Annotated in this window: 21 protein-coding genes and 1 pseudogene; 13 read left to right on the plus strand and 9 right to left on the minus strand. The window is 61.1% G+C overall.

The window, feature by feature from the left end; all coding sequences use genetic code 11:
- Positions 1-582 precede the first annotated feature (582 nt).
- The 5 genes from NKH71_RS32390 to NKH71_RS32410 form a co-directional block, all read right to left on the minus strand.
- A complete protein-coding gene (locus tag NKH71_RS32390) occupies positions 583-1,239 on the minus strand; it encodes an SIS domain-containing protein (RefSeq protein WP_352531676.1) in 657 nt (218 codons plus the stop codon).
- Positions 1,236-2,237, minus strand: coding sequence for a GHMP family kinase ATP-binding protein (locus NKH71_RS32395; protein WP_352791431.1), 1,002 nt, complete (start codon positions 2,235-2,237; stop codon positions 1,236-1,238). Before NKH71_RS32395 ends, NKH71_RS32390 begins: the two co-directional genes overlap by 4 nt.
- On the minus strand, positions 2,234-4,156 hold the full coding sequence (locus tag NKH71_RS32400; protein ID WP_352791429.1) for an HAD-IIIA family hydrolase: 1,923 nt from the start codon (positions 4,154-4,156) through the stop codon (positions 2,234-2,236). The genes NKH71_RS32395 and NKH71_RS32400 overlap by 4 nt, the downstream gene beginning before the upstream one ends.
- Positions 4,156-5,208, minus strand: coding sequence for an NAD-dependent epimerase/dehydratase family protein (locus NKH71_RS32405; RefSeq protein WP_352791428.1), 1,053 nt, complete (start codon positions 5,206-5,208; stop codon positions 4,156-4,158). The genes NKH71_RS32400 and NKH71_RS32405 overlap by 1 nt, the downstream gene beginning before the upstream one ends.
- 759 nt (positions 5,209-5,967) lie before the next feature.
- Entirely contained in the window at positions 5,968-6,819 is an 852-nt protein-coding gene (locus tag NKH71_RS32410; RefSeq protein WP_352791424.1) for a glycoside hydrolase family 16 protein, read from the minus strand.
- 821 nt (positions 6,820-7,640) lie between these two features.
- Between NKH71_RS32410 and NKH71_RS32415 the strand changes: the two genes are divergently transcribed.
- The 5 genes from NKH71_RS32415 (at position 7,641) to NKH71_RS32435 (ending at position 11,122) form a co-directional block, all read left to right on the plus strand.
- Complete coding sequence (locus NKH71_RS32415) at positions 7,641-8,465, plus strand: FkbM family methyltransferase (RefSeq protein ID WP_352791422.1); 825 nt, start codon at positions 7,641-7,643, stop codon at positions 8,463-8,465.
- 474 nt (positions 8,466-8,939) lie between these two features.
- Positions 8,940-9,134, plus strand: coding sequence for a hypothetical protein (locus NKH71_RS32420; protein ID WP_352595304.1), 195 nt, complete (start codon positions 8,940-8,942; stop codon positions 9,132-9,134).
- Between the two features lie 1,040 nt (positions 9,135-10,174).
- Entirely contained in the window at positions 10,175-10,357 is a 183-nt protein-coding gene (locus NKH71_RS32425) for a hypothetical protein (RefSeq protein ID WP_352589228.1), read from the plus strand.
- Positions 10,358-10,647: 290 nt separating this feature from the next.
- A complete protein-coding gene (locus NKH71_RS32430; protein ID WP_352896330.1) occupies positions 10,648-10,920 on the plus strand; it encodes a DUF982 domain-containing protein in 273 nt (90 codons plus the stop codon).
- Between the two features lie 10 nt (positions 10,921-10,930).
- Positions 10,931-11,122 (plus strand): DUF982 domain-containing protein, encoded by a 192-nt coding sequence (locus tag NKH71_RS32435; protein ID WP_352896344.1) that lies wholly within the window; start codon positions 10,931-10,933, stop codon positions 11,120-11,122.
- 32 nt (positions 11,123-11,154) lie between these two features.
- Here the strand turns inward: NKH71_RS32435 and NKH71_RS32440 are convergent, their stop codons facing one another.
- From NKH71_RS32440 to NKH71_RS32455, 4 genes are all read right to left on the minus strand, one after another.
- Positions 11,155-12,036, minus strand: a complete 882-nt coding sequence (locus NKH71_RS32440; RefSeq protein ID WP_352791557.1) for an NAD-dependent epimerase/dehydratase family protein — start codon at positions 12,034-12,036, stop codon at positions 11,155-11,157.
- A 7-nt stretch (positions 12,037-12,043) separates the two neighbouring features.
- Entirely contained in the window at positions 12,044-13,660 is a 1,617-nt protein-coding gene (locus tag NKH71_RS32445; protein ID WP_352896333.1) for a Rossmann-fold NAD(P)-binding domain-containing protein, read from the minus strand.
- Positions 13,661-14,833 carry a glycosyltransferase family 2 protein gene (locus tag NKH71_RS32450; protein WP_352896334.1) on the minus strand — a complete coding sequence of 391 codons (1,173 nt, stop codon included), beginning with the start codon at positions 14,831-14,833 and terminating at the stop codon, positions 13,661-13,663.
- A gap of 193 nt (positions 14,834-15,026) precedes the next feature.
- Positions 15,027-15,317, minus strand: a complete 291-nt coding sequence (locus tag NKH71_RS32455) for a hypothetical protein (RefSeq protein WP_502900453.1) — start codon at positions 15,315-15,317, stop codon at positions 15,027-15,029.
- Between the two features lie 342 nt (positions 15,318-15,659).
- Here NKH71_RS32455 and NKH71_RS32460 point away from each other — a divergent pair, with 342 nt between their 5' ends.
- The 8 genes and pseudogenes from NKH71_RS32460 to NKH71_RS33605 form a co-directional block, all read left to right on the plus strand.
- Complete coding sequence (locus tag NKH71_RS32460) at positions 15,660-17,315, plus strand: glucosamine inositolphosphorylceramide transferase family protein (RefSeq protein WP_352896335.1); 1,656 nt, start codon at positions 15,660-15,662, stop codon at positions 17,313-17,315.
- A 666-nt stretch (positions 17,316-17,981) separates the two neighbouring features.
- Positions 17,982-18,788 carry a glycosyltransferase family 2 protein gene (locus NKH71_RS32465; protein ID WP_352450579.1) on the plus strand — a complete coding sequence of 269 codons (807 nt, stop codon included), beginning with the start codon at positions 17,982-17,984 and terminating at the stop codon, positions 18,786-18,788.
- Positions 18,788-19,933 carry a glycosyltransferase family 4 protein gene (locus tag NKH71_RS32470; RefSeq protein ID WP_352896336.1) on the plus strand — a complete coding sequence of 382 codons (1,146 nt, stop codon included), beginning with the start codon at positions 18,788-18,790 and terminating at the stop codon, positions 19,931-19,933. The genes NKH71_RS32465 and NKH71_RS32470 overlap by 1 nt, the downstream gene beginning before the upstream one ends.
- Positions 19,909-21,909: a putative glycosyltransferase family protein gene (locus tag NKH71_RS32475; RefSeq protein ID WP_352896338.1), complete on the plus strand. Its 2,001-nt coding sequence runs from the start codon at positions 19,909-19,911 to the stop codon at positions 21,907-21,909. The genes NKH71_RS32470 and NKH71_RS32475 overlap by 25 nt, the downstream gene beginning before the upstream one ends.
- Positions 21,910-21,952: 43 nt before the next feature.
- On the plus strand, positions 21,953-22,654 hold the full coding sequence (locus tag NKH71_RS32480) for a hypothetical protein (protein ID WP_352791567.1): 702 nt from the start codon (positions 21,953-21,955) through the stop codon (positions 22,652-22,654).
- Between the two features lie 14 nt (positions 22,655-22,668).
- Positions 22,669-23,946 carry a glycosyltransferase family 4 protein gene (locus NKH71_RS32485; protein WP_352896339.1) on the plus strand — a complete coding sequence of 426 codons (1,278 nt, stop codon included), beginning with the start codon at positions 22,669-22,671 and terminating at the stop codon, positions 23,944-23,946.
- Positions 23,937-25,271, plus strand: coding sequence for a lipopolysaccharide biosynthesis protein (locus NKH71_RS32490; RefSeq protein WP_352896341.1), 1,335 nt, complete (start codon positions 23,937-23,939; stop codon positions 25,269-25,271). The genes NKH71_RS32485 and NKH71_RS32490 overlap by 10 nt, the downstream gene beginning before the upstream one ends.
- A 66-nt stretch (positions 25,272-25,337) precedes the next feature.
- Positions 25,338-25,643, plus strand: a pseudogene (locus NKH71_RS33605) (hypothetical protein); the annotation flags it as partial.
- Between the last annotated feature and the right edge of the window lie 62 nt (positions 25,644-25,705).

The raw sequence follows: 25,705 nt of genomic DNA on the forward strand, positions 1-25,705 counted from the left end.
GAGCACAAGAAGGAGAGCCTGAGAGCATTGGCCGCCTGAGCACCGCCGTGTGTCCGCCGCTCCGCTAAACACGGGGGCTGCGCGGCGGACACGCCGACGTCACCGCAATGCCACGCCATTTTGCAGAACTTGACGCACACAACTCTGACCTGCCTGTGGCTGAAACTGCCGGGCTGGATGTTTGACCGTGCCGTTTGCGCGGATCGAAGGTGGAAGGCTGGCACCGTTGTCGAGCGTAGCCCCTACAGCACCGGACAGGCCGTTCGATCGCAACGCCAGCGTGCCTGCATCAGGATCGAATTTTTCAAGATCTGAACAGCGCCAAGACCCAAGGAAAGTATGGTTGCTTAAGTGCTTAAGTGGCTCTTTGAAATGGCTGAAACGTCACACTCGGGCGCGAGGGCGCTTCGTCGCCGCGGGACGCTCCCGCGGATTGTCAAATTTGAACTGCGCAACCATGCGCCAAAGCTCCACCTTGCGGCCGTCTGCGAACCGCCTGGCCTGCTCTTTGGCCGCATCGGCAAGGTTGACCCCGCCTATAAATTGACCGCGTTCGTCCAGCTGCCGCATGGCTGTTGTCGATCAGGGTTGCCAAGCCGTCTCGGCGCCAGCTCGATTTGGGTTGAGGCCTCCAGCAGCGCTGAGCCGCTGTCGCCAATCGCTCCACTTTTGTGTACTTCCAAAACAAAGACGCTGCATAACGACATGCCCGAACATAGAATGTATATCTTCCGCGAGCTGCATGTCATTTACATTCGCCCAAACCACGTGTTGGACGATCTGCTTGAGCGCTCCTCCACTATATCCACAAAGACCCAACGTGACTGCGCCATGATCATTAGCGTATCGAACAGCGCGCAAAACGTTTTCCGAGTTCCCGCTGCCGGAAATGGCAATGACCAAGTCGCCGTCGTTCAGGATGTTCTTCAGCTGCTCGACGAATACATCCTCGAAAGAAACATCGTTCGCGTATGCAAATGTAAGGCCCACATTGTCGATCAGAGTCCGACCACGAAACGGGCGCTTCGTAGAGAGATAGATGCTCTTATTCCAGTCCGTGATAAAGTGTAGCGCTGTAAGTGAGCTGCCACCATTTCCAAGTGTGATTATTTGCTTTCCGTCTTCCTGGGCCTGCGCGACCAAGGCCACTGCGTTATCAAAGCTTTGGTGATCTAACGAAGCCAGAACGGTCTCGAGCTTCTCGAAATATACTTGAGCGCTGCCGCTGAAGTCATTCATTGGGTGGCCTCCGATGTCGGTTGATAATGAACGATGCGACTCCCGACGAAGTCGAACTTCGCAGGGATATGCTTTAGCTCCCCGAGGGCCACTTTGATTGCGTCGTGGCGATCGAGAGGCGCGAAGAACATGAGAAAACCTCCTGCACCTGCTCCAAGTAACTTGCCGCCCGTGGCACCTGCTCGCAACGCAGTTCGGTACCAGCCATCGATTACATCGTTCGTGATTTCTTCAGAGAGGCTCTTTTTTAAGAGCCAGTTCTCATGGAGGATTTCGCCGAAGGCGTCGAGGTTGCATCGATGCAGTTCATCACGAAGGTGATACGTGAGCTCGACCATTCGCCTGACCGCTTTGCGCTTGTCCGGTGCTCTTGCGATCTCCTCTGACTGTCGGACGAGAATGTCTGAAGCACTACGCGTAATGCCGGTGTAAAACATGAGAACTTGTTTCTCAATTGAAGCGATAAAATCAGCTGGGCATATGAGCGGTGACACCGAGACGCTTTCATCAGGGTGAAACTCGATAAGATTCAACCCCCCAAAAGCCGCGGCGTATTGATCTTGCTTTCCAATGGGAGCGCCACAAAGTTCGATCTCAATGCGACAACTATCAGCGCCGAGCCTTGCTTTGGAGACATACTGCCCACGAAACGCGTTTAGTGCATGCAGAAGGCCAACGGTAAAAGTGCTTGAGGATCCAAGTCCTGTTCCCTTCGAAGGAATATCGGCAATAGTTGTTATCTCAACGCCTCCAGGGATCCCAAGATATCCCATCGTCGCCCTTACAATCGGATGCTGAATGTGCTCAACACTGTCTACTTCTTCCGTTTTCGAATAAGCGATTCGAGTGCCACTATCGAACTTGCGGTTCACATTCACGTAGACGTACTTGTCGATAGCAACGCTTAGGACGGCGCCACCTTCCTGCCGATAGAAGGCAGGAAGATCGCTACCACCTCCCACAAAGCTGACTCGAAACGGCGTCTGACTAATGATCATTGAACTGCCTCTGCCAGCTCAATCGCCCGCAATTGGACGCAATGTTTAGCTTGCGCCCGCGATGCCAACACGATCGGTGTCTCGTCCTCTTGGCGCGAACTGTAAATACTGGCTGCAGTCCCCCAATCCATACCTCGCCGCAAGTATTCTCGCACTAGTCTGGACATCCGCACCTCCTCATCAATATCAACGAAAAATGTGTGTGCACGACCACCCAAAACCACATCGGACAGCCAAAGGGCGACGGTTCCTTCCACGACCAGGATGGTTTCCGGAGAAACGGTTATCCTTTCCGATCTTGGATGCGATATGCGGCTGAGCTTTTCGTAAAAGGGCAGTTCGTGCGTCTCGCGAGAGCGAACTCCCACTAAGCGGCTTAGAACCGGCCTGATCTCGTCCACATTGGAGCGACCCATCACGGTTGGTTCGCGATCAGCGACGGACCGTATCCAGCGATCAAGAGCAACGATTTCCGTCTCAAAGCCGCGCCCGCGAAGAACCTCCGCGATAGCGCTGGAAAGAAAACTCTTTCCGCTCCGGGAAAGGCCCCCTACGAAACAAACATCACCTGGCTTCACATGCGAGATCAGATCAGATGCTGAATTTATCAAGGGTGGATGAACGGCGAGAATGAACTTAGCTGCCTCCAACAAGTCTGAGACGGTATAGTCAGGCGTGGCATGATACTTGTTATCCAACCCGCCCGCGCCCGTCTCGACTAGGATCGATCTGATGCCAGACCGCTTTGCGAGAGCGACATCCGTTGACGAATCGCCGATGACCCAGGATTGGCTGCGATCGATATTGAATGCCTCGACCGCCTCATTAATCAACCCAGTAGAAGGCTTGCGGCATTCACAGCGGACCTTCAGCTCTTCCTTCTCACCGATAAAGCCGCGATCTGGATGGTGCGGGCAGAAATAGATGGCATCAACAAAAGCTCCACAGCGGCCAAGCTCAGTCTCCATCTTGTTATGGATCATCCGCAAGTCTCGTGTAGAGCAATTGCCTCTGGCCACAACGGGTTGGTTAGTGACGACAATTGTCCGGTATTCGGCTCGGTTGAAACAAGCGATCGCGGCCGCAGCTCCCTCAATCAGTTCGAAGCGTTCGGGACGATCGATGTGTCCATAGTCAACATTGATGCACCCGTCCCTGTCCAAAAATACTGCTTTCTGCGGAGAACTGAGTGAGGCTCGAGCTATGCAGCCCGATTCAAAGTCGGCGCAAACCTTGTCAAGTCGCGCCGGGGTCCCAGCGTCTTTTATGTACTCAGGGCTGTTGTAGCTTCTAATTTTCATACCGGCCCGAAGCATTTCAGGAAAAAGGTCTTTGCCAAAGTCGAGCGGAGTTACTGTGGCGCGCCACCGGAATAAAGCTTGTCTTCTAATATAGTAAAGAGCTGCGCTGACTTGGTTGGGGTAATAGCAACCCGGATCGTGTGGACATGGATAGAACGCGGTAACCATACCGTCTTCTGACGTTTCTATCAGATCGGAATCATGCGGGTGATCATTCGGATGGGTGAAAACTGTTGCGGCTGCTGCCTTGTCGTTTTCATGGAAGCACTTAAAGCGGGTGAGATCGACGTCGAGCATCGTGTCGCCATAGATCGTAAGGAAGTCGTCGTCGAGCAGATCCAAAACGGACAGAACTGCTCCAGCAGTCCCGCGAGGCGCACCGTCATTTACGCAAAGAACGTCAATCCCCCAATTCTCGCGCTGATTGCAAAACTCCACGATTCGCTCGGCAGCGTGGTTCACCAGAATCAAGATCCTCTCGATACCGTGTCGCTTGGCGAGGACGATTTGATGCTCAAGAAGTGGCCTGCCACCAATCTTGACCAGCGATTTAGGCAAGTCACTTGTCCGGCTCCTGAGCCGCGTCCCTCGACCGCCCGCAAGTACAACCGCCTGCATCACAGGTGTCCTTCCTGTCGCACGATTTCTCCGATGGCTTTTCGAACAGCATCAGCCGAACCAAGCTGGGGCCGCCAACCGAGTGCGCTGATTTTTGCTATGTCATACGAAAATCGGGGAACATCCCCCGTCCAACCGCGGTCTTCAACTCCATATTCGATACCTGCGCCCGGTGCGACAGCCCCGACAGTCGTCTCCGCTATAAAGCTAACGGTTACCCCGTTGTCCCCGGGGCCGATATTGTAATAGCCAAGCCGCTCGGATGCGTTCGCACGCAAGTATACAATTGCATCAATCAGGTCATTGACGTGAAGATACGCTTTCTGCTGTCGTCCCGATCCCAAAACATTCAGCTTGTTTGGCGTGATCCTTAGCTTTCTCACGAAATCTAGGATGACGCCGTGTGTTGCTGGAACGCCGATCACGTTCGGAAAGCGAAAGAGCAAAGCCCGAGCTAGCCAGTTCTCGACGGCAGCGCTGATTAGCGCCTCCGATGCGAGCTTCATAGCACCGTAGTTGGAAACGGGCAGCAGCGGCCCGACATCCTCTCTGATCGGAGCCTCCCCCAAATCGCCGTATACTGCTGAACTGGAAGCGAAAGCAAGGAACGGAACGCCCGCCTCCCTCATTGCGTTCAACACGTTGAACGTCGATAGAAAGGTATCGCGTAGATCAACAGAGGCATCGGCGATTCCCGCAGCAATGTCCGAATTGGCAGCCATGTGCCAAACTTCGGAAATCGGAATGCGACTGTGACAATCCATGAAGCGGCTTCTCACTGCACCGGCGTCTGAGAGATCTACCTTCTCAAAAATGAACCTCTCATGCGTGAGGAGGCCACTTAGGTTTTGCCGAGAACCTCGTGACAGGTCATCAAAGCCGAAGACCGGATATCCACGATCAACAAAGAGCCTTGCGAGCTTGCTTCCTACGAAGCCCGCAGCTCCCGATACAAGAATAGCGTGCGGTTCACCCAACCGGATTCGCCTATTCTTCGTGGGCGCAAGCTTTTGCGCCTTAAGTCTTTCGGATTGTGCAATGAGAACTTCCATTTACAAGCCTTGACCGCTGGAGAGCCGGGAGTTCGACCGGGCTGGGCGTTAAGCTCTGCGCTCGTCGTTAAGGTCATGCGTCTCATGCGTCATCTCTGAATTCATCGCATGGTTTTCTCCGATCCGCGATCGTTCCTCAGGGGTAGCTCCATTTTGCTGATCCGGACCGAATTGCACCGCGCTCGCCTGTGCGGCGACACCAATGGCGATCCCAAGAACGGTCTATGCGCTCCGCAGTTTGATCCCGCGAAGCGCGCGTGGCGTTCGCAGGCTCTCCAGAAGACTCATGGGAGCAAGCTCATGGCGTTCAGAAGCGAATTTCTGCCTGATGCCACATCGTCGCCGAGGATCCGACCATCGTGCTGCGTGATCTGTCGGCCCGCGCGGGCATGCGGAACCGGATGATGGTGTGACCGTCGCGATGAAGACCCCGAACAGTGATAGGATCTCATCGCTGGTACCACTGTCCAGTGAGCCGGTTGGCTCGTCGGCCTCGCGACCGGCCATGTCGGCAAGCCAATCGAGTCGATCTGCCGCGCAGGAATTGATCCAAGTCCGTCGCCTTCGCGGAACCGATCGGCGCGGCGGCACCATCGCACAAGCTCACCGCCGAACTTGCGAGGCGCTCCAGCTGCAGGCGTCGGGCGCGCGCCGCATCAATCTCATTGGCTCCGCGTGGATAATCACGCAGGCGGTGCGGGTCGACGAACCCATGCCGATCGAACCGCTGCCATGATCGATTGCAGGTGATCGAATGGGTCACCCCTCGATGCTGTCGGTCATGCTCAGCTGGTAGACCTGAACGTCGGTCACCTCCAGTTCGAGCGTTGTCGGGGTCGAACTGTCGTAGGCCGTGTGCCAGTCAGACGCGCTGCTGTTGGCGATACTCAGATTAATGAGCAGGGTCATGGCACCGGTCGGCACGTTCGTAGTGACGGTTCGCTTGAGCGCACCATCGAAATAGAACTTGATTGACACGCCCGGTACGTACTCCATGCCCCAGACGTGGTAGTCGGCCGACAGGTCCACACCAGCATCGAAGAACCGCTGTTCGTTGGTGGCAGCCAACAAAGCGTTTGCCAGCACTCCGTTGCCTGACACGGAGCCGTTGAGGAACCCGCCCTCCTGCGTGTCGATCTCGGCCCCGCCCTCGAGATGCCAGAAGCCTGGCCATCCGCCAGTGCTGACGTCCGGCTGCTTCATGCGTATCTGGGCGTAGCCACCGGCAAACGCGAACTTGCCGTGCGTGCAGATGGCGCCCGACTTCCAAGTGTACCCGGCGAACCGGTTGCTTCTCGTCGCAACGATCTTCAAGCCTGATGGGCCAGTGCTGATCTGAGCCGGGTCGAAGTACTCGGCGTTGAATCCGCCAGCGTTCATCGCGGAGTACGGCGACGGCACGCTCTGCTGCCAGATACCGTTCTGGTCCGCGATCGCCGCTATCCACTTCGTGGAGTCGAGCGAGTGCCCGGTGAAGGTGTCCTCGAATATCAGCTGACTGGTAGTGTACCCAGCCGGCGCTAGCAGCGACGATCCACCACCTCCACCACTCGTGCAGCACGTGACGATCATGAGCGCTGTGAAAGAAATGTACTTCGATATACCTTTCATATTGCCCTCCTCGTACGAGGGGCTTGACCAAGGTGCGATTGCAATGGTCGCCGCCGCTTACCGATGGCACAGCCAATCTTATAGTGAAACGACGAGGACTGGTTACCCCGACTCTATTGCGGCGCGGCAGGTGGGCCTCGATGCGACAATAGGGCACCAGGTTATAGAGGTCTCAGTCGGTTTAAGGCTGCTGGCTGACCCTCTTTGTCATCGCCGCGCATTACAATCTTCAGCGCATCATACGGCCGCAGCCACGCCTTCGCCTGACCCCATGTGGCACGCACATCCAAACCTCGTGCTCCTCATTCGTGGTGTGATCACCGCATGATCCTGGGATGGATCGGTTCGTTCGGCGCTGTCGTGAGGAAGCCATAAACGTAGTGCGGTCCGGGCAAGGGTTTGGACTTCGTCCGTCGGTCGCCGTTGAACGTCGTCCACATGCCTCAGGGCGAACCAGACCACGCTTTTTTGGGTCACCGGGCTGGGCTCGGGAGCGTACTCAGCGAAGCTGTTCGCCGGGACCAACAATGGTTTTCCGAGCTGAGCCACGCCAGCCGGTGATGTGAGGAAGTGCTCCTGACGTTCGTAATTGGAAACCTCCGGCTCGTGGCGAGGGCGGCATTATCCAGCCAGTGGTGTTGGGGCGGTGTGTCGATGCCGATCCTCAGGAGGTACCTCTTTATTCCCGCGATCAGGTTCTTGATCGAGTGATAAAGTCTGCATAGCCGAACGAAGATCGTTGCGCTGCGGCCCTCCGGGCGAGGCCCCTCGACAAGCCACTGTCAACAAATCCTGCATCGGTGTCATTGGATGGTTCCTGAATGCTCAAACTTTTCCTAAGAGATTCGGCTATCAGGCTATACGTGCTGACCGCCAAGCTCGGCCTGCAGCGTCTTCCGCTTTTCCACCGCGCCTATCTTGCGCTTTATCCCCTCTACAAAGCGTATTTTGAAGCAGGCCCAATCGATCAGCTGAGGGAATTCGTGCCAGACGGATCGCTGGTCATCGACGTCGGCGCCAATGTCGGCTTCTTCTCGCTCCGCTTTGCTGAATGGGTCGGCGATGGCGGAAAGGTGATTGCCATCGAGCCGGAGGATCAGAATTACAGCGGCCTGATTTGCGCGCTCGAGCGCGCGGGTCTCCTTGGCCGCGTCGAGGCGCTCAGGGTGGTCGCCGCCGCCGAGCCCGGCACGACCTTTCTCGAAATCAATCCGCTTTACCCGGCCGACCACAAGCTTTCCCGGAACGGCACCGGCGTGCCGGTCACCGCCGTGACGCTCGACGGACTGCTCGCCGAAAAGGGACCCCGGCGCCCGGCGCTCGTGAAAATCGATGTGCAAGGCGCCGAACTGCTGACGCTTCAGGGCATGATCGAGATCCTGAGGTTCGCCCGGCCGGCCCTATTTGTCGAACTTTCCGACCAAGGATTGAACAAGTTCGGGGCGTCGGTTTTGGCAGTCCTGCGCCTCTTGTCGGATAACGGATACGAGGCATACTGGCTGACCCGGACCGGGCACCAAAAGGCAAGCCAATCCGAGCTTGAGGCCAGAACAACCGGCACCAAATCTGCCGATGTGCTGTTTCTTCCTGACAGGCCCGCGAACCAGCGCTTCGCACAGCGCCTTGAACTGAACGCCGTTCGTTAGCCTGTTTCGGAAAACCGGCTTCCCCGCTGCCGAGCTTCGCGTACTTCTGAGCGACGGAGGAATCGCGCATCAGGTCGTCCGACGCCACGCGCCGTCAAACAAGCCAGTGGGCGGGACATGATCGATGTCGTTGCCTAGCGTCCCCCCACCGCAATAGATGCAGTAGCGCTGGTTGCTTCGGACCTCTTGACTAAGGCTCACCATCTGGCCGATCCCCCTCGGGCATTTTTTCTTGTGCCCCCGACAGGTACCACAACTGCCCTCGTGCGCTCTCGGCCGGACTATTTAGGACGGGCGGCAGCTTATGGCGAACCGAGCGGCGCGCGACGTGGGAAACGAAGGGGCACGGGGGGTCTTCGCGCGAGCCAGTTATCCGATCCCCCGCTCACTAAATTTCTATCAAATATTCCGACCTCCTGATGGAACCCGTTCGTTGCGGGGGAGTTACGGCTCATTGGGACGGACTTCCCGTACATGACAACCAGCAACAAAGCAGACCATCAGTCTGTCTCCAAAGCGTTTCGGAAACTGATCCGTTCCGAAGGCTATCGTCATCACGTACAAACGTTCTTAAATCTGGAGGTCGAACCAGAACTGCCGCCAACGTTACAGTCATTACTTGCGGCTATTGACCAGGCGAAACAGGGGTCGACGGAAGAAGGTCCTTAGCGGGCCGGCTGAGCGTCAAGCGAAAGAGTACAGAGGCTCGCTCCGTGCTTGTTTCTCTGATTCCGGCTCAGAAATTTCTACCAAACATTCTTCTTGATTTTTCCCGACAAAGGATCATGAATTTCCCCGTGGGTTATCGCTGAGGTGGAGGCCTCGGATGAACGTTCGGATGAACTGCCGACCCATCAAAGTGACTGCCAATGAGCTTGTTGAAGAGCTGATTTTACAGGCCGGCGCGGCCAAATCATCATCATCTCCGTCAAAGAGACTATCGCCGCGGTGCGACGAGACGGGCCACATCTGGTGGAAAGTGAGTGCGAGTTGGTGGAGCTTATTGTCGATATTGCTCCAGCCTTTGGCATGTTCGTCGCGTTCGACGTTCGCGAATAGCCCTCATGGCTCTCCACTGGTTCAACCTTCCAATCTACGGCAGACCGAAAGCACCAGGGGACGAAAGGCGAATCGAGGCGCGCTCTAGGGGGCTTCGCGCGAGCCGATTATCCGATCAGAAACTCTAGCAAATATTCCTGACTGTCGCGGCCCAGCGCCGTACCAATTTGTACAATTCGTACATGGTCTTGATGCCGCTCAGGTTGGGAGTAGAGTGCCCTTCGGCGTTTCCCTGGGGAGGGCTGGATGAGCGTCGCGCGAAGGGTCGGTCCGTCTCTAGAACAAGCAACTACTGTACTCTTCAACAGGGCGGACCGTCGCGACACGGTCTCGATCAAAGCGGCACTACGCGAAGCTCGGGAGACTGCGCCTTATTTGGTGGCCTCCGACGAAGAACTAACCGAGGCAATCGTCGAGGCAGCAACTGCCTTGGGCCTCTGCGTGGCTTTTGACGGTCGCGAGTAGCTGTCAGCCAACTTCAGCCGCTGTGGCATCGCAACGGAAGCGCGCCGTCCTGCGCCATTTTCACCAGTCAGAGGTAATCCGCAATTACCTTCGCAACCTGCTATATCTGCCTGTAGAACGGGAACTGCGGGCTGAGCAAAGGTATTTGCTGGAGGAACTTGATAAGGTCGACAAAGAGTGACCGCATGGCTCTCCACTGGTTCAACCCTCCGGTCCCCGTCAAGACCGAGCGTCCCGGGATCATCCGCAATGTCAACAACGCCGAGGCAGCCGGCGAGGAGCTGATGAAGTGGACCAAGCGTGGTCCTTGGTGGGACCTCGCGGTGCGCGTTTGCATGGCCGTAATTTTTCGACGAGATGGAACCTGAGGAGGCCCGCAAGGCATTCCTAGCTGCTGCAAAAGAGGAGGGGACATTGCTCCCCCCAATGACAACTAGCTAAATTGGATGCGGTATAAGGTTCTAGGTGTCTCTGACCAACACCGCCTTCGCGAAAGGAGCCCGCCGCCAGCAAGGGGAGGCGACGGACCCCGCCACAGCGGCTGCACATCCGAGAAGGACCACTGCAACCTCTAAACCCGCGAGGGCCTACATCGTTCCCTTGGCTGCGGCTACAACTGGGTTGGTCAGCGGGCTCTTGTCGCTCTAAGTTCCCCCTCATGGCTCCCCTCTCGTTCAACCCTCCGGTCTACGTGAAAACGAAACGTCCGGGCATTCGCAATGGGGTCAGCCACGTCGAGGGAGCCGCCGAGGAACTCATGGCGTGGGACACAAAGGGTCCGAAGTGGACCAAGGCGGTCCAATCCTGCGTCGATGCGTTCGAGGGCAGAGCCTCCCCCCAAGAGGTCCGTGAAGCCTTTGAGGCGGCTGCCAAGGAGGCCAGGTGTCATGGCAACCCATTGGTTCTCCCCTCCGGTGTACGTCTAGACTGACCGACCTGGGATCACTTACGGGTGCAACAATGTCGAGAGTGCCGCCGAGGAACTCATGAAGTGGACCAAGATGGGACCTAAGTGGAGGAAGGCTGTGCAACTGTGCATCGAAGCCGTCGAGGATCGGGCGACCCCCGAGGAGGCTCGTAAGGCCTTCGAGGCTGCTGCCAGGGAGGAGGGGGTGCTACGATCCTCTGATTAGGTCTCCTGTGTCCCTGTGCCTCCTCGGCTAGTCTAGGGTCGATCGCCGTCCAGCGAGAAGCTCCGAAACTCGATTCCGAGTTGCTTGAGCCGCTCTACACCGGGAACCTCTGCCGCCGGGTGCACGAGCCCAAGGATCGAGTCGGATCGGAAGGGTAGGGGGACATGCAGGGCCTCAGCTGCCTTGAGGACGCCACTGACAAGCTGCCAGGGCACGGCGACGGCGCGCAGTGTTCTGCCTTGTGATGCGGCGATCTCTTTCATGAGCCGTCGGAACGGTACCGGTTCGGGGTTGGCCAGCCCTACCGGCTCCGGCAGGGGCATGTCCGACTCGGCAATACGCACCATGGCGGCTGCCATGTCCGCCTCATGCACGGTGAACTGATGGGAGCGCGCTCCGATGAGAGGTGTGACCGGCAGATTGGTGAGCTTGCCGAGCGCGCCCGCCATCCCACCCCAACCGGGGCCGTACACCAGTCCGAGGCGGGTGGAGACACCTCCCAGTCCGCTGGCGGTGTGCTCGCAGGCCAGCTTCGCCTGACCGTACAACTGTCGGGTTCCCTTATAGGCGGACATCGAGGAGACAAAAATGACCCGGCGAACCCCTGCGTCGGCGGCATTGCGCAGGAGGTGCTGCGAGCCGGACACATTGACACCCCACACATCGCCGGCGCTGACGAGAGTCAGGTCCCAGGCACAGTGGATGAGCACATCTAGGTCGCTCAATGCGGCCCCCGACGGCGGGCGCTTGATCTCGTATCGGCGCCACTCGGCGACGCCAACCATTGCAGCGGTAGAGCCGGAGGTCACCCGGTTCGAACGGGCGAACGCGATGACCTCATGCCCTCCTTCGGCGAAGGCGGCACGCAGGATGGTCCCGACATATCCGTTGGCTCCGGTGATACCGACCCGCATTGAACGCTCAACCCGTCGGCTGCATCGCTTCGCAGGCGATGCGATGAGAATTGGCCATCACAGTCAGGGTAAAGGTAGTAGCTGGCACATTTGGGAAAACCGACCCGTCGATGAGATGGATACGGTCCCAGCGCGCCAGCCGCCCGAGGCGGTCTGTCGTCGCACTCCCGGTATGCGGCTCACTGGCGTGGGGAAAGCTGCCGCCAAAGTGGTAGCTCTTGGCTCCGCCCGACCACAGCATCCGCGGCGTGACTGGCCACAAGTCAAGGTAAGGTGCCGCCCTGCTGATCCGCTTTATTACGTCAGGCAGCATCGGAGGCACGTCTTTGCCCCTGACCCTGGCCTCGCTGAAGCCCTCCGAAGTGAGGGTGATCTGGGGTAGCTGATCAGGAGCTGCGGACACCTGGGCGGTGACCCGGACCTTGGGTGATGCCCAGGACGGCAAGTAGCCCAGGCCCACCGTCAACCGGCTCAGGAGCCGATCCGTCACAAAGGCGGCGGCGCGGTGTTGAAGGAAGCCGGGAAGCGCATCGTAGTATGCCTGGTTGAACGGATAGAAGTGAATCTGTGAGACATCGAAGCCCACGTCGTCCCGGGCGATGACCATGTTGAACTGGTTGAGTGTGAACTCGCGCCTTGTACGTGGGTCGGGGGTCGGCTTCATGGACATCATTGGAAGAACGAATTGAGCCGATTCCGAAAGGTGTACCGGCTGGTCCAATCCGAGCGAGCCCAGGATCAGCCGGGTGGTCCCGATTGCTCCGCAGCCCACGAAGATCCGGTCGGCTGTGAATCGCTGGATCCGGCCGCTGGACAGCTCCCGGGCCTGTACGACGGCCATGTCGCCCTCCTGGTCAACTCGCACCGCGAGCAGCCCGCTGTGGTAGTCGATCCTTCCGCTGCGCCTGAAGCGATCGAAGCTGTGCGAGGCCGAATAGACTAGCGACCGCGGGCACCCAGTCATGCACAGGCCGCAGGGCTGGCATTCGGGCGCTGAGAAGGCGAGGCGGGCGCGGCCTATCGTTATTCCCATGGAGCGCACTCGACCGCGGTGCCGGTCGTAGTTGGCCAGGACCATCTGCGTCCGCGGCGCCAGCGGCGGAAGCGGGTCGGGGGATCCGATGAGCGGGAACCACTCCTCGAGATCGTCGGACTCTCCAGCGAAAGGAATGTGACCCAGGATCGTCCGATAGTGCTCTTCCATATCCGAGAAGTCGAACGGCCATCCCTTGAACGTGGCGGCGCTGAAGGGCATGATCTGGGCCCCCCAGACATTGCTGAACCCCCCGTAGGCGCTTGATATGACAGCTGAGTTGACTCTACCCTCGGAGTGGACGCCGTCGAGCTGGCCCTTGTTGACAAACGGGAAATCGGATCCGTAGCTTCTCTTTTCAGGCAGCGAATCGGACCGGAACCGCTTGGGTTGCAGGCTGACCCCGCGGACGTCCTCCTCATCCCAGTTGTCGACACGCAGCTTGGACAGCCTGGAGATTACCTCTTGCGTCTCCGCGTCAAGCACGGTGCCCGGATCGAACACGGTTACCTTCTCGTCCGGTTTCTCGGACAGCGCCAACACGGCGGCGGCTGCAGCCGGACCCGAACCAATGATTATCGAAGACGGCATCTACTTCCCGCGCCCACCGCCTTGCGCGGCTGTGTCCAGTATCTGCTTGGTTGCCTGTTGGCGCCGCCGGCGCAAGCGTCGCACCAGCTCGATCCGGCCGGCGACGTGGCCTGCCGCGGCCAGCCCCACGCCAGCGATTATCGCCGCGGACCGGGCCAGCCCGTGGGCGTCACCCTTGGCCGCTTGCAAAATCTCCCTTGGTACGCCCTTGGCCAGCGCGTACCAGACGAAGCGGGTCTCAGCACCCAGGGTGGCGGCGTCGCCCATCTGGGCAAAGGCCTCGACCTTCCCCTTGTTGACGGAAAGGCAGCGGCGCCAGAAGTACCTCCAGGTCGGCCGTGAGGCGGGCACGAAGTGGCGGACGGTCGCCGCCGGTTCGTAGATGACCGCCTCACTGCCCCTGAGGTGCGCCACGCGGTGACACATGTCCATGTCGTCGTGACGGTCGGAGTGGAACCCTCCCACCTGCTCGAGGAGGGTCCGCCGCACCGACATGTTCGCTCCTATGAGGTGAGCCAAAGGACCTCGGCTGGTCGGAAGGCCGTCATAAGCGCATCCGAACACCCAGTCGAACTGCACAGGAAACCAGGCCGGGCGGCTCGTTTCGAAAACCGGTATGGGGCGCCCGCCGACGGCGCCGATGCGCTTATCCCGGTACGGTTCGATGAGAATCTCGAGCCAGTCCCTGTCGGCCGCCGCATCGTCATCCAGGAACGCCAGGATCTCTCCAGCGGCTGTCTCGGCTGCCGTGTTTCGGGCCGCCCCCAGGTGCCCGTCATACTTGTTCTGGATCACCCGTATCGGAGGGGTTGATGCTGCGAAGTCAGCCCAGTACGCGGCACAACGGTGGAACAGGGGCTGGTCGACAGATACGATGATCTCGCAGGGTTGCAAGGTCTGCCCCTGAACCGAGCCCACCGACCGAAGCAACAGCTCCCATCTGTCCTCGGAATAGGCACAGATAATCACTGAGATCGTAGGGGGGGGCAGGACCTGCCGGCGTTCGCTGCTGACGCCATCCTCGGGCTGCCCGGCTCTGGATCCAGGCTGACCGGTTGCGGCAACGGCAACGTCATGACCGCGGCGGGCGAGACCGATACTTAGGTTCCGGACGTGGCCCCGCTGGCCACCGCCAATCGGCATATAGGATTGCGCAAGCATCAGAATACGCATCTAGGAATTCTCCCGATTTGAGCTGCCAATGTCTGTCCGAACTCTTTGATAGACGGTGCGATGGTCTTGGTTTTTGAAACGCCAGGCTTCCACGCGGGATTAGGCCTACCCGGAAGCCGGTTTTCAGCATAAAAGTTACCAACCAGCGCCGAGGTTTGCGCCATCGTAGGCTTGCTGCCGTCGAGCGACCCGATCACCGGCTGAAGAAGGTGCGGACCACATTGGCGCCAATCGCCACCGCGTCGTCGGGCACATGGGTGACCTCAGCCTGCGACCCGTAGGTCAGATAGTGGTTGTTTACGCCGGTCACGAAGAACGGCCTGCCGTCCAACGCAAAGTTCGTTCCGGAAGTCTTGATGAGGGACGTTGCTGACGGATCGTCCGCGGCGCTCACGACTGCCGGAACGGACAGCAACGCGGACACCAGCACCCACATTCCGGCGTTCCGCAGCCCGTTTTTCACTCGTTGCCAGTCGATGATCATCCCGGCATTTGGCTCTCGCCGGCCACAGGGTGCAATGGCCCCTAAGGATTACCTCCTCTGACCTCACACAGCCCGGCGTCGTTCGGGCATAGTGGTGCTTAGCCGTTTCCAGTCGCTCGAGTATGGACCCGTGCTCAGGCATCTCCCAATCAAGTGTTCGGCTCCCGACATGGCGAGTCCCCGCAATCACGGTAGGTGGAAACCATCCTCGCGCGGCGGCTTTCCATCTGCCACCCTTGGCTCGCGGGCCTGCGGCAGAGTCCAGGGTAGGCGGATCGCCTGAGGTGGTTCTCGTGGAAGCTGTAAGCTGGCGTCCTTTTGAAATCGGCCGTGAGAACAACAATGCGCATTTGCCTGAGTCTCGATTCGTCCCGGCTGCTGCGGTGGCACCTCTGGCTGGCAGAAGCGCTCGCTGAAGTGCCCGGCAACGAAGTCTTCTGCGCTTTGGCGGCCGGTCGCTGCCCGCTGCCGCTAATCTGCCGTCTGCTGCTGGAACTCGAACAACTGGTCTATGGCTTTCGCGGGAACGGCGCCATCGACCCCGTCGAGGCGGCGCTGCGCTGCCTGCCGCCGCCTCCGGCCGACCCAGTGGATGTGGTGATCGATTTGAGCGGCGCAGAATCGCTCCCGGCGGGGCGGCGCGTGCTCACCCCGGTCTTCAACGGCGCACCCGGCGAGATCGGAGTCGTGGCGGCCTGGGTGAATCGTCAGGATCTTCTCGTCGACCTGCATGACACGGCGCGCCCGTTGCGGCCGTGGACGGCGCGTCCGGCCAGTGCAGACCGTGAAGTGTTGGCAGCGAGGCTCGACAGCGCCCTTTCCTGCGCTGTGCCGCTGATCCTCAAAGCCCTGTGCGAGGAAAGCGGTTCAGCTGCGTCCGGTATCCGCGGTGCACGGACGGCAGTGCCCTCGTTTGGCCCGCTTTCGGCGCTTGCAAGGGCGACCGGCACGGTTGCATCGAAGGCGATCGGGCTTTTGGACGTCCTGGCGAGGGGCGGCGGGATGTGGGGGATTGGCTGGCGCTTCGATGAATCGGCGAGCCTGCTCGACAAAGGCGAAGCAGCCTTCCGGGTGCTCACCGGAAATGCCGACAGCTACCTTGCCGACCCGTTCCCCTTCCGGCACCAGGGGCAGGATTTCATCTTTGTCGAACAGTACCTCTACTCGAAGAACCGGGGGTGCATTGCGGTCGTGGCAGTGAACCGAGACGGGACAGCCGGCGCATCCCGGATCGTCGTAGAGGAACCGCATCACCTCTCGTACCCGTTCGTGTTCGAGCAGGATGGGCAGATCTGGATGATCCCCGAATCGGGGGCGGCCAGGAATGTCAATCTCTACAGGGCAGTGGAATTCCCTTACCGGTGGACGCGGGAGGCCTGTCTCATGGAAGGCATTGAGGGCTACGATACCACGCCGCTCTGCCATGAGGGCGGCTTTTGGTTTTTCGTCAGCCCAAGGCTTTGGAGGTCCACATCCTGGGATCTTCTCAGCCTCTACCGTGCCGAGAGCCTGACTGGGTCCTGGACGCCCCATGCCGCCAACCCCGTCCTGCTCGATGCAAGGCTCAGCCGTCCCGCAGGCGCCGTCATCCGACATGGCGGACGCACGCTACGCCCGGTTCAAGACTGCGCGCGCGGTTATGGCGGCGCGGTGACGTTCTGCCAGATTGATGCGCTCGGCGCGTCGGAGTTTGCCCAGACCCCGGTCGGTCGCATTTGGTCCGGAGCGTTGGGGTGTCACACCTACAATCGCCGGTCTGGCCTGGAGGTGATCGACCTGTTCGGGCATATCCGGGGTTTGCGAGAGGTCACGACCTCGTATCGTGTGCTGATACCCAACGCGCCGGTCTCGGGACCGCGCGGGGTCTCGGGACCGCGTGGGCGGTCGCTCTCTTGGCCGGTTTTGCCCGGGTTAGTTACCCGTAGCCAGGCGGTCGAGCGCAAGGTGCCCCGCCTGCGAAGGGCCGGGCGCGCTCGACCCTTCTCGGGCACAAAATAAGCTCGGAAATCACGGCCGAGTGAAGGAGCGAGCCCACCTGCACTTCGCAGCTTCTGGCCAGTGGCAAGTCAGCGTTGCGCTGGACGTTCATTTCTTCGCGCCGGCGAGCTTCGCTGCCTTCTGCACGGTTCGCTCAATAGAAAGTGTCGCTGTGAGCTAGTCCCAGCCGCGGGTCGATGAATGTCCTCGCTGGGGTTGAAGGTGGACCCAGAGGTCTAAAACGGGTTTGGCAACGCTGCCAACACAGCTGCTGAAGGTGATCGGTGCCGCTGCCGTACTATCCGCGCTGGTCGTATGGCTGGAAATAACCTGTAGGGATACCCCAAAAGAGCTAATCATCTATTTGCTTTTCATAACCATCTATCGTCCTTCCATTTCAGATCTGCATCAGTAATCGTCGCATCACAACCCAATATTAGGGGGCGACAAGCTTGCCAATCCTCTTTCATTTCATCTTCATTTCATAACGGCCGGGAGTCCGCATATGGTTGGATCAAGCACATCCGTGGATGTGGCGGTCATTGGAGCTGGCCGCCGCGGCTTGTCGCTGGCCGCGCATTTGCGTGCGCGCTATGTGGAGCACCGGATTTTCGGGGAGCTCATGGGGTCATGGAAGCACAATATGCTCCCCGGATGGGTCCCATCGTACGACCTCAAAGCGCTGCCATGAACGCCCGTCTCTCCGGCATTCTCGCCCCCGTCGGTGCCACATCGCCGCCTGACCCGTTAAATGTCGCGCTGCGGGGATCACTGACTCTGCCCCGAGTCAGCTTCGTCGTCCCGACGCTCAATGAAGCCGAGAACCTCCCGTGGCTTCTGCCGCGCATCCCCAACTGGGCGCATGAGATCATTATCGTAGATGGGCGTTCGACTGACGATACGGTCGCGGTCGCGCGCCGCCTGCGAGAGGACGTGAAGGTCGTGATGGAGCCCCGGCGGGGCAAGGGCGCTGCACTGCAAGCGGGATTCCTGGCCGCCACAGGCGAAATCATCGTCATGCTGGACGCTGACGGCTCCATGGTGCCGGAGGAGGCGATCGTCTTTGTCAGTGCGCTGATGGCCGGCGCGGATCTCGTTAAGGGTTCACGCTTTATCCAGGGCGCCGGCACCGACGACATGTCGCTGTTCCGGATGTTCGGCAATAAGGGGCTGACCCTGTTCGTGCGGCTGCTCTATGGCGGTTGGTTCTCCGATCTATGCTACGGATACATAGCCTTCTGGACCAAGCACGTCGCCACGCTGGACTGCGATTGCGATGGGTTCGAGATCGAGACCCTCATCAACGTGCGGGCCTTGAAGAACCACCTCAATATCGTCGAGGTGGCGAGTTTCGAGGCTCCGCGCATCAGCGGCGTGAGCCATCTGCGCGCCATGCCGGACGGCTGGCGCGTCCTGAAAACCATCCTGCGCGAGAGGGTGCACCAACAGCGCAGGCGGAGCGCGACAGCCTGTGTTGTCGGTGGACAGACCTGATGCGAATCCTGATGGTTGCCGCTCGCTGCTACCCCCTCATAGGTGGCATCGAAACTCACATCCAGGAAGTCGGTCCCCGCTTGGTGGCGCGTGGCCACGCCGTCGACGTGCTCACTACCGATCCCTCGGGGGAGTTGCCGGCTGAGGAGGAGGTGCGCGGCATGCGCGTGCAGCGCGTGCCGGCCTGGCCGAGGGGACGGGATCTCTATGTTGCGCCCGGCATTTATACCGCGATCCGGCGCGGGGCATGGGATCTGATCCATTTCCAAGGTTACAACAGCTTCGTGGCGCCGATCGGGCTACTCGCGACCCTTCGCGGGGACCTGCCGTTCATCCTGACCTTCCACAGCGGCGGGCATTCCTCCCGGCTGCGCAATGCCGTGCGCGGCACACAGCACGCGCTGCTTCGACCGCTTGTGTCCCGCGCCGCGCGGCTGATCGGCGTCTCCGAATTCGAGGCCAGCTTCTTCAGCGCCAGGATGCGCGTGCCGCGCGAACGGTTTGTCGTCATCCCGAACGGCGCCGCGATGCCGGCTCCGAGCCCCGGCATCAAGGTCGATCCGCACCTGATCGTCTCGGGCGGCAGGCTGGAGCGCTACAAGGGCCATCAGCGGGCGATCGCGGCCTTGCCCGAACTGATCCGCCGGGTACCGGACGTGCGATTGCACATCGTCGGAACAGGCCCGTACGAGGGAGAATTGCGGCGCCTCGTAGCGACACTCGGCCTCGAGAGGCGGGTCACTATCGCGAGCATCCCCGGATCCGACCGGCAGAACATGGCTGACCTCCTGGCGAGCGCCGCGTTGTTCGTGCTGTTCAGCGAATACGAAGCCCATCCGATCGCTGTGATGGAAGCCCTGTCGCTGCGCCGTCCGGTCCTCGTTAGCGACACGTCCGGTCTGCGGGAACTGGCCGCCAATGGCCTGTGCCGGGCGATTCCGCCCAATGCCGGTCCTGGAGAGCTGGCCGCCGCCATGGCCGAAGAACTGGAGGCCCACCGGCAGGTCGCGGATTTGGCCCTGCCGGACTGGGATGCCTGCGCGCATGCGCTGAGCCACGTTTATAATGATGTCCTCGGCGGCCGATCCATGCTCCGCTTGGCCCCCGGTGGCGTGACATCGTGGCCTCCTGCGACGAGGGCATGATGCTGATGTTGCCGGCTCATTTCAGCGCGGGAACCAGGATCAACCCGCTCCAGGCCGGGATACGATTCGTCTCGGCCGTTGTCGGTCCCGACCTTCGCGACGGCAGCGCCGATGCCCCGTCGCAACGCGCCAATTCCGGATGGATCGCGGTTCTATGCCTGACGATCGCCGCGGCTCTACTCCTGGTCGTGGCCGGGCACGCGGCCGGGCGCCGGGGCTATGACGTGGCGCCGCCGCTCTTCTGGTCCGGTGTCGTTCTCCTGGGGGCTCCGACCGGCCTTCGCATCGCTTGGCCGACAACAGCCCGAGGTGAGCGCCTGTTCCTGCTCTTCCTGTTTGCCGAAGCCCTGTTCTACTGCAAGATCGTCTATTCCCCGACGAGCTTCAGCGGTTACGACGAGGTCTTGCATTGGATTGCGGCCGAGGATCTCATCACGGCCCGCCGGCTGTTCCTGTCCAACCCGCTTTTCCCGATCGGGCCAACGTATCCCGCCCTGGAAATCCTGACAACGGCGATCGTCGATTTGACAGGACTGCCCTTGTTCGTATCGGGGACGCTCTTGTTGGTCATCCTCAAGGGCACGTTCATCGGTGCCCTGTTTCTGTTCCTCGAGAGCATCGCCGGATCGCCGCGTATCTCGGCCATCGCCTGTCTGGCCTATATGGGCTGCTCAACCTTCTTCCTGTTCGATTCGATGTTCTCCTACGGGAGCCTCGGCATCGTGCTGTGCGTGCTGACCTTCGCGGTCGAGGCAGCGTCCAAGGATCTCGTCGGGCGACCCAGGCTGAAGTCGCTCGGGCTGATAGCCTTGCTTTTGGCAAGCCTCGCGGTCACACATCACCTCTCGGCCGCCTTCGCCGCCATCTATTTCGGAGCGCTGGCCGCCCTCGAGGCCTTGCGCCGGCACGATCCCCTGCGGATCAAGACCAGCATTGCCGTGGGCCTCGCGGCGATCCTCGCCATAGCCCTGCCGTCCCTGTGGGTGCAGGCCCGTGGCATTCCTCTCACAGGCTATCTCGGCCCGGTGATCGAGTCCGGTTTCGACACATTGCTCGGGGTCATCCTGAGCGCGCCCACCCCGCGGTCGGAGCACCTCGGAGCGCCGGACAAGGCCCTCTACATGCGGCTGACCACCTTGCTGGCGCTCCTGCTGGTGGCACTCGGACTGGCAACGGGATTCTTTCGGTCGCTGGCCATGGCAGCGCCGAGTGGTCCGCGCTCCGGTTGGCGTCCGATCCAGGACATTCTTAAACGCCGCTGGCGCGACAGCCGCCTCGTGCTCCTCAGCTTGCTGGCCTTCGGGCTCCCAGTCTCAGTCGCCTTCCGACTGACCATCGCTGGATGGGAAATCGGCAACCGCATGGGAACGTTCGTGTTCATCGCCGTTGGGCTGGTCGTCGCGGTGAGCATCGTCCACTTCTGGCAGGGCCGCACGCCACGCGGGTGGCGCCGCATCGCACCGGCCGTTGCTCTGGTGATCATCGTCCTGGGCGGCGTCACAAGCTCTTCGATTAATCCGATCCATGGGCGCTACAGGGTGGCCGCAGATCAGGAATCGATCGAGCCGATGGGGATCGAAACGGCACGCTGGGCCAGGGAATGGCTCGGTGCCGGCAACCGCTTCACCACTGACCGCATCAACCGCCTTCTGCTTGCGGGCTACGGCCGGCAGGACGTTAGGGTCACCATCATCGAAGGCATCGATCCCGCGCGCATATTCGAGGCCGAGACATTGGGGCCCGACGAATTTTGGCCCTTGGCGCGAAGCGACATCGATTTCCTGCTGATTGATCTGCGCCTGACCACGGCTCCGCCGGTGCTCGGCTTTTACTTCCAGCCGTGGGAAGCGCAGCAGGGAGCGCCGCTCTCGGGCGCAGCGCTGCTCAAGTTCAATGACGTCAAGGGCGTCACCCGCATCTACGACAACGGCTGGATCGTCATCTATGACGTGAGGGGATTGCATGAGACTTTGTAGCAAGCGGGACCTTCTGGCCGCGTGCCTGTGGGCGGGGGCGACGGTGGCGGCCGTTGCGGTCAGCGACAGCTTGCTCCTGCGTACTGCCCTGGGCGCGCCCATGGTGTTCCTGGTCTCGGGCCACACGGTGCTGCGGGCCATTGGCGTCAGGACAACCTCCGCGTTGGAACACTTCGTCTACGCGGTCGGAGCAAGCCTCGCCGCCGGCATCGCCGGGGGCTTTGCCCTGAACGCCGCAGGCTTTCTTACGCCGCTCGGCTGGGCGGTGTGGTTCTGGGCCGTGACGGCTGCCGCCGCACTGGTGGCCGCCGGCCGCCGCGACACTCCCGATCTGCCAGACTGGCCGGCTCCGGCGCGGGTCCGGCTCTGGCAGGGGGCCGCGCTCATGCTAGCGCTGCTTGTGGCGACCGGAGCCTATGCGCTGGCCGTCCGAGACGAAGCGGCCTACCGGGAATTCAAATACACCGCGTTCTGGTTGTTGCCGTCGGCCGGTGGCGAGTCCGGCCGGATCACCGTCGGCATCAGGAGCGCCGAGACTCAACCTCACCGATTCGACCTGGAAATCACCCTCGATGGGCAACCGTTCGCCGTTTTCCGATCGCTCACCATCGCGCCGGGCGACACCTGGGCGCGGGAAATCGCGGTACCCGTCTTGGCAACTCGCCAGACGGCCGAGGCGCGGCTTTATCGACCGGAAGACAACCGGCTCTATCGCAGCGTTTCGACGCTGGTGCCGCGCATCTAAAACGAGGCTGGACCATGCGCATCCTGCTGCTATCGCAGTTCTATCCTCCGGTGATCGGGGGAGAGGAGCGGCACGTCCGCAATCTCGGCGCGGCGCTGGCGCAGCGGGGCCATCATGTCAGCGTCGGGACCTTGATGCATCCCGGATCGCCCGAAACCGAGCTGGACGGCGCGGTCCGCGTGCATCGCCTGCGCGGGACGCTCCAGCGTCTGTCGGGCCTCCACACCGATCCCGAGCGTCGCCATGCACCGCCCTTTCCGGATCCCGAACTGGTGCTTGCCCTGAAGCGGCTGGTCGCCCGGGAGGAGCCGGACATCGTCCACGCCCATAACTGGATCTACGCGTCCTTCCTGCCGCTCAAAGGTCTGAGCGGGGCACGCCTCGTGGTTACGCTCCACGATTACGGCCTTGTCTGCGCCAAGAAGAACTTCATGCACTTGGGCACCCACCTCTGCAGTGGCCCGGCGCCGGGCAAGTGCCTGCCCTGCGCCACAGGGCATTACGGGGCCGTGAAGGCAGCCGCGACCACCTTGGGCAACTGGGCTTCGAGCTTCGCCGCTCGGCGCGTTGTGGACCGCTTCATCGCGGTGAGCCACGCGGTGGCCCGTCACACCGGCCTCACCCAAGGCCGCGCCCCCTACGAGGTCATCCCCAACTTCGTGCCCGACGATGTCGGGGTGCTTGGCCCGGAAGATGCCTGCCTGCGGGAGCTACCCGGGCATGGATTCATCCTGTTCGTCGGCGACATGATGCGCCTCAAGGGCATTGACGTTCTCCTGCAAGCCTATGCCGGCCTGGAGCGGGCGCCGCAGCTGGTCCTGGTCGGGCGCCGGGTCGCCGATACGCCAACCGAATTTCCGCCGAACGTCCGAGTCTTCGGTACGTGGCCGCATTCCGCCATCATGCATGCATGGCGGCGCTCACTGTTCGGCGTGCTGCCGTCGGTCGGGCCCGAAGCCTGCGCGACGGTCATCATGGAAGCGATGGCGTCCGGGAAGGCAGTCGTCGCAACCGACGTCGGCGGCATGTCGGATCTCGTCGACCACGGCCAGACAGGGCTTCTCGTGCCGCCCGGTGACGCGCACGCCCTCGCTCACGCAATGCAGACACTTGTGGAGGACCGCGCCTTGCTGGCCCGCCTGGAGGCGACAAGCCTCGCCAGGGTTGGACGCCTCAAGGCCGGAGCGGTCGTGACCCGGATCGAGCAGGTCTACCGGGACGTCCTGCGCCCAGCCGCCAGCAGGTCCGCGGTGCCGGCGCACCAAGGTTCGGGAGGGCGATCGTGCCGGTAGACCTCGCCGGGACGGCCATTATTCGCGTGCGCCGGGCGCTTCGAAAGAGCGCCACGCTCGTCATGAATTCCGGAGCTCTGGCGATCGGAACGGTGGCAACGGCCGGTCTTGGGTTTGTCTATTGGTGGCTCGCCGCCCGGCTGTTTCCGCCGGAGGTGATCGGCAAGGCCTCCGCCCTCGTGTCCGTGATGGCCCTCGTCGGTGTGCTGGGGGAGGCCGGGCTCGGGACCTTGCTGATGGGCGAGATCGTCCGGTATCCCGGCAAGGAGCCCGGCCTCGCGGCCGCAGCAGCGTCCGTCGGGGTGGCGCTTGCGGTCGGCCTGGCCTTGTTGTTTGTCTTCGGGGAGGCGTACCTCAACAGCTCGACCGGGCCGATCGGCGGTTGGTTCTTGGGCGCTGCGTTCGTCCTCGGCTGCGGCCTGACTGGTCTCAGCATCGTGGCCGATCAGGCGTTCGTCGGCACTCTGCACAGCAGCCGCAGAATGATCCGGCAAGTGCTGTTTTCCACGTTCAAGCTGATGCTGATCGCCGCCGCCGCGGCCGCCGGCTACGCCTCCACTGCCACAATTCTTCTGACCTGGGTGGTCGGCCTGCTGGCGTCCTGGATCGGCGTCGATCTCTTGACCCGGGGCGGCGCGCGTCGCCTCGTTGGGCCCCCCGAGTTCCGGCTGCTCCATACGCTCCGACGCAAGGCGTTCGACCACTACGCGCTCGATGTCGCCTTGCAGGCCCCGTGCGTCATCATGCCCTACCTTGTGCTGGTTCTGCTGTCGCCGACCACCAATGCCGCCTTCGTGGCATTGTGGATGCTGGTCTCCATGGCCTCGTTGATACCCGCAGCCATGGCAACGGTGCTGTTCCCGGTGGTCAGAGCAAGCCCGAAACAATCCAGGCACGATATCCTTTTGTCGCTGACGGCGTCATTGCTCTTCTCGCTCGTCTGCGCCGCCTTCGTCTTCACCTTTTCGCAGGAGATCCTTGCGGTCTTCAATCCGGCCTATCCGGAGATCGCCGGTTCGAGCCTGCGCTTCCTCGGCTTCAGCCTGCTGGGATCGACGCTCAAATTTCATGCCTGCACGCTGGCGCGGCTGGGCGACAGGATGCGCAAGTCATCTCGCTGGTTCGCGCTGGGCGGAGTTCTGGAGCTGTGCCTCGCGATCGCGGGGGCGAAGCTTGGCGGACTTCAAGGCCTGGTCCTGGGCTGGACGCTCGCCGTCAGCATCGAGGGCGTGTGCGCGGCCCTGACTTTGGCTTTCGCAATAAAACTTGATTCTGCCGCCGGCCCTGTGCACGAAGAACCGCGCCCCTCGCCGCTCCAGACTTGAGATGTCGTCCATGGCGGCCATGATGCGATCCTTGAGCTCGTGTTTGGAGGCGACGCGGATGTGGCGGCGATCTGGACGGAACTGAGCTGGCGCACCGGAACAAAAGGCCCGTTGAGCGTCAGATTCGCCGCGCTTCGCATCTGCATTGCCGACGGGCCGCCTCGGCCTCGACCACTTCGAGAGCCGCCCCTGGCAGGGCCTGCATCGACACGCGCTCATGACCATGATCGCGTATGCTTCCTCCAGCGCCGCCGCCTGAGAGCGGGTGGGGGAAAAAAGAACAGCCGAAAGACCCTCAGCCAACCCTACCTGCCGTGCCAAGATCCCTTCAAGTTGTGTGCGTCAAGTTCTGCAAAAATGGCGTGGCAGTAGCTGTGACGTCGGCGTGTCCGCCGCGCAGCCCCCCGGTTTAGCGGAGCGGCGGCCACACGGCG

This window comes from Mesorhizobium sp. M0983 (assembly GCF_040318975.1).
GTDB lineage: Bacteria > Pseudomonadota > Alphaproteobacteria > Rhizobiales > Rhizobiaceae > Mesorhizobium.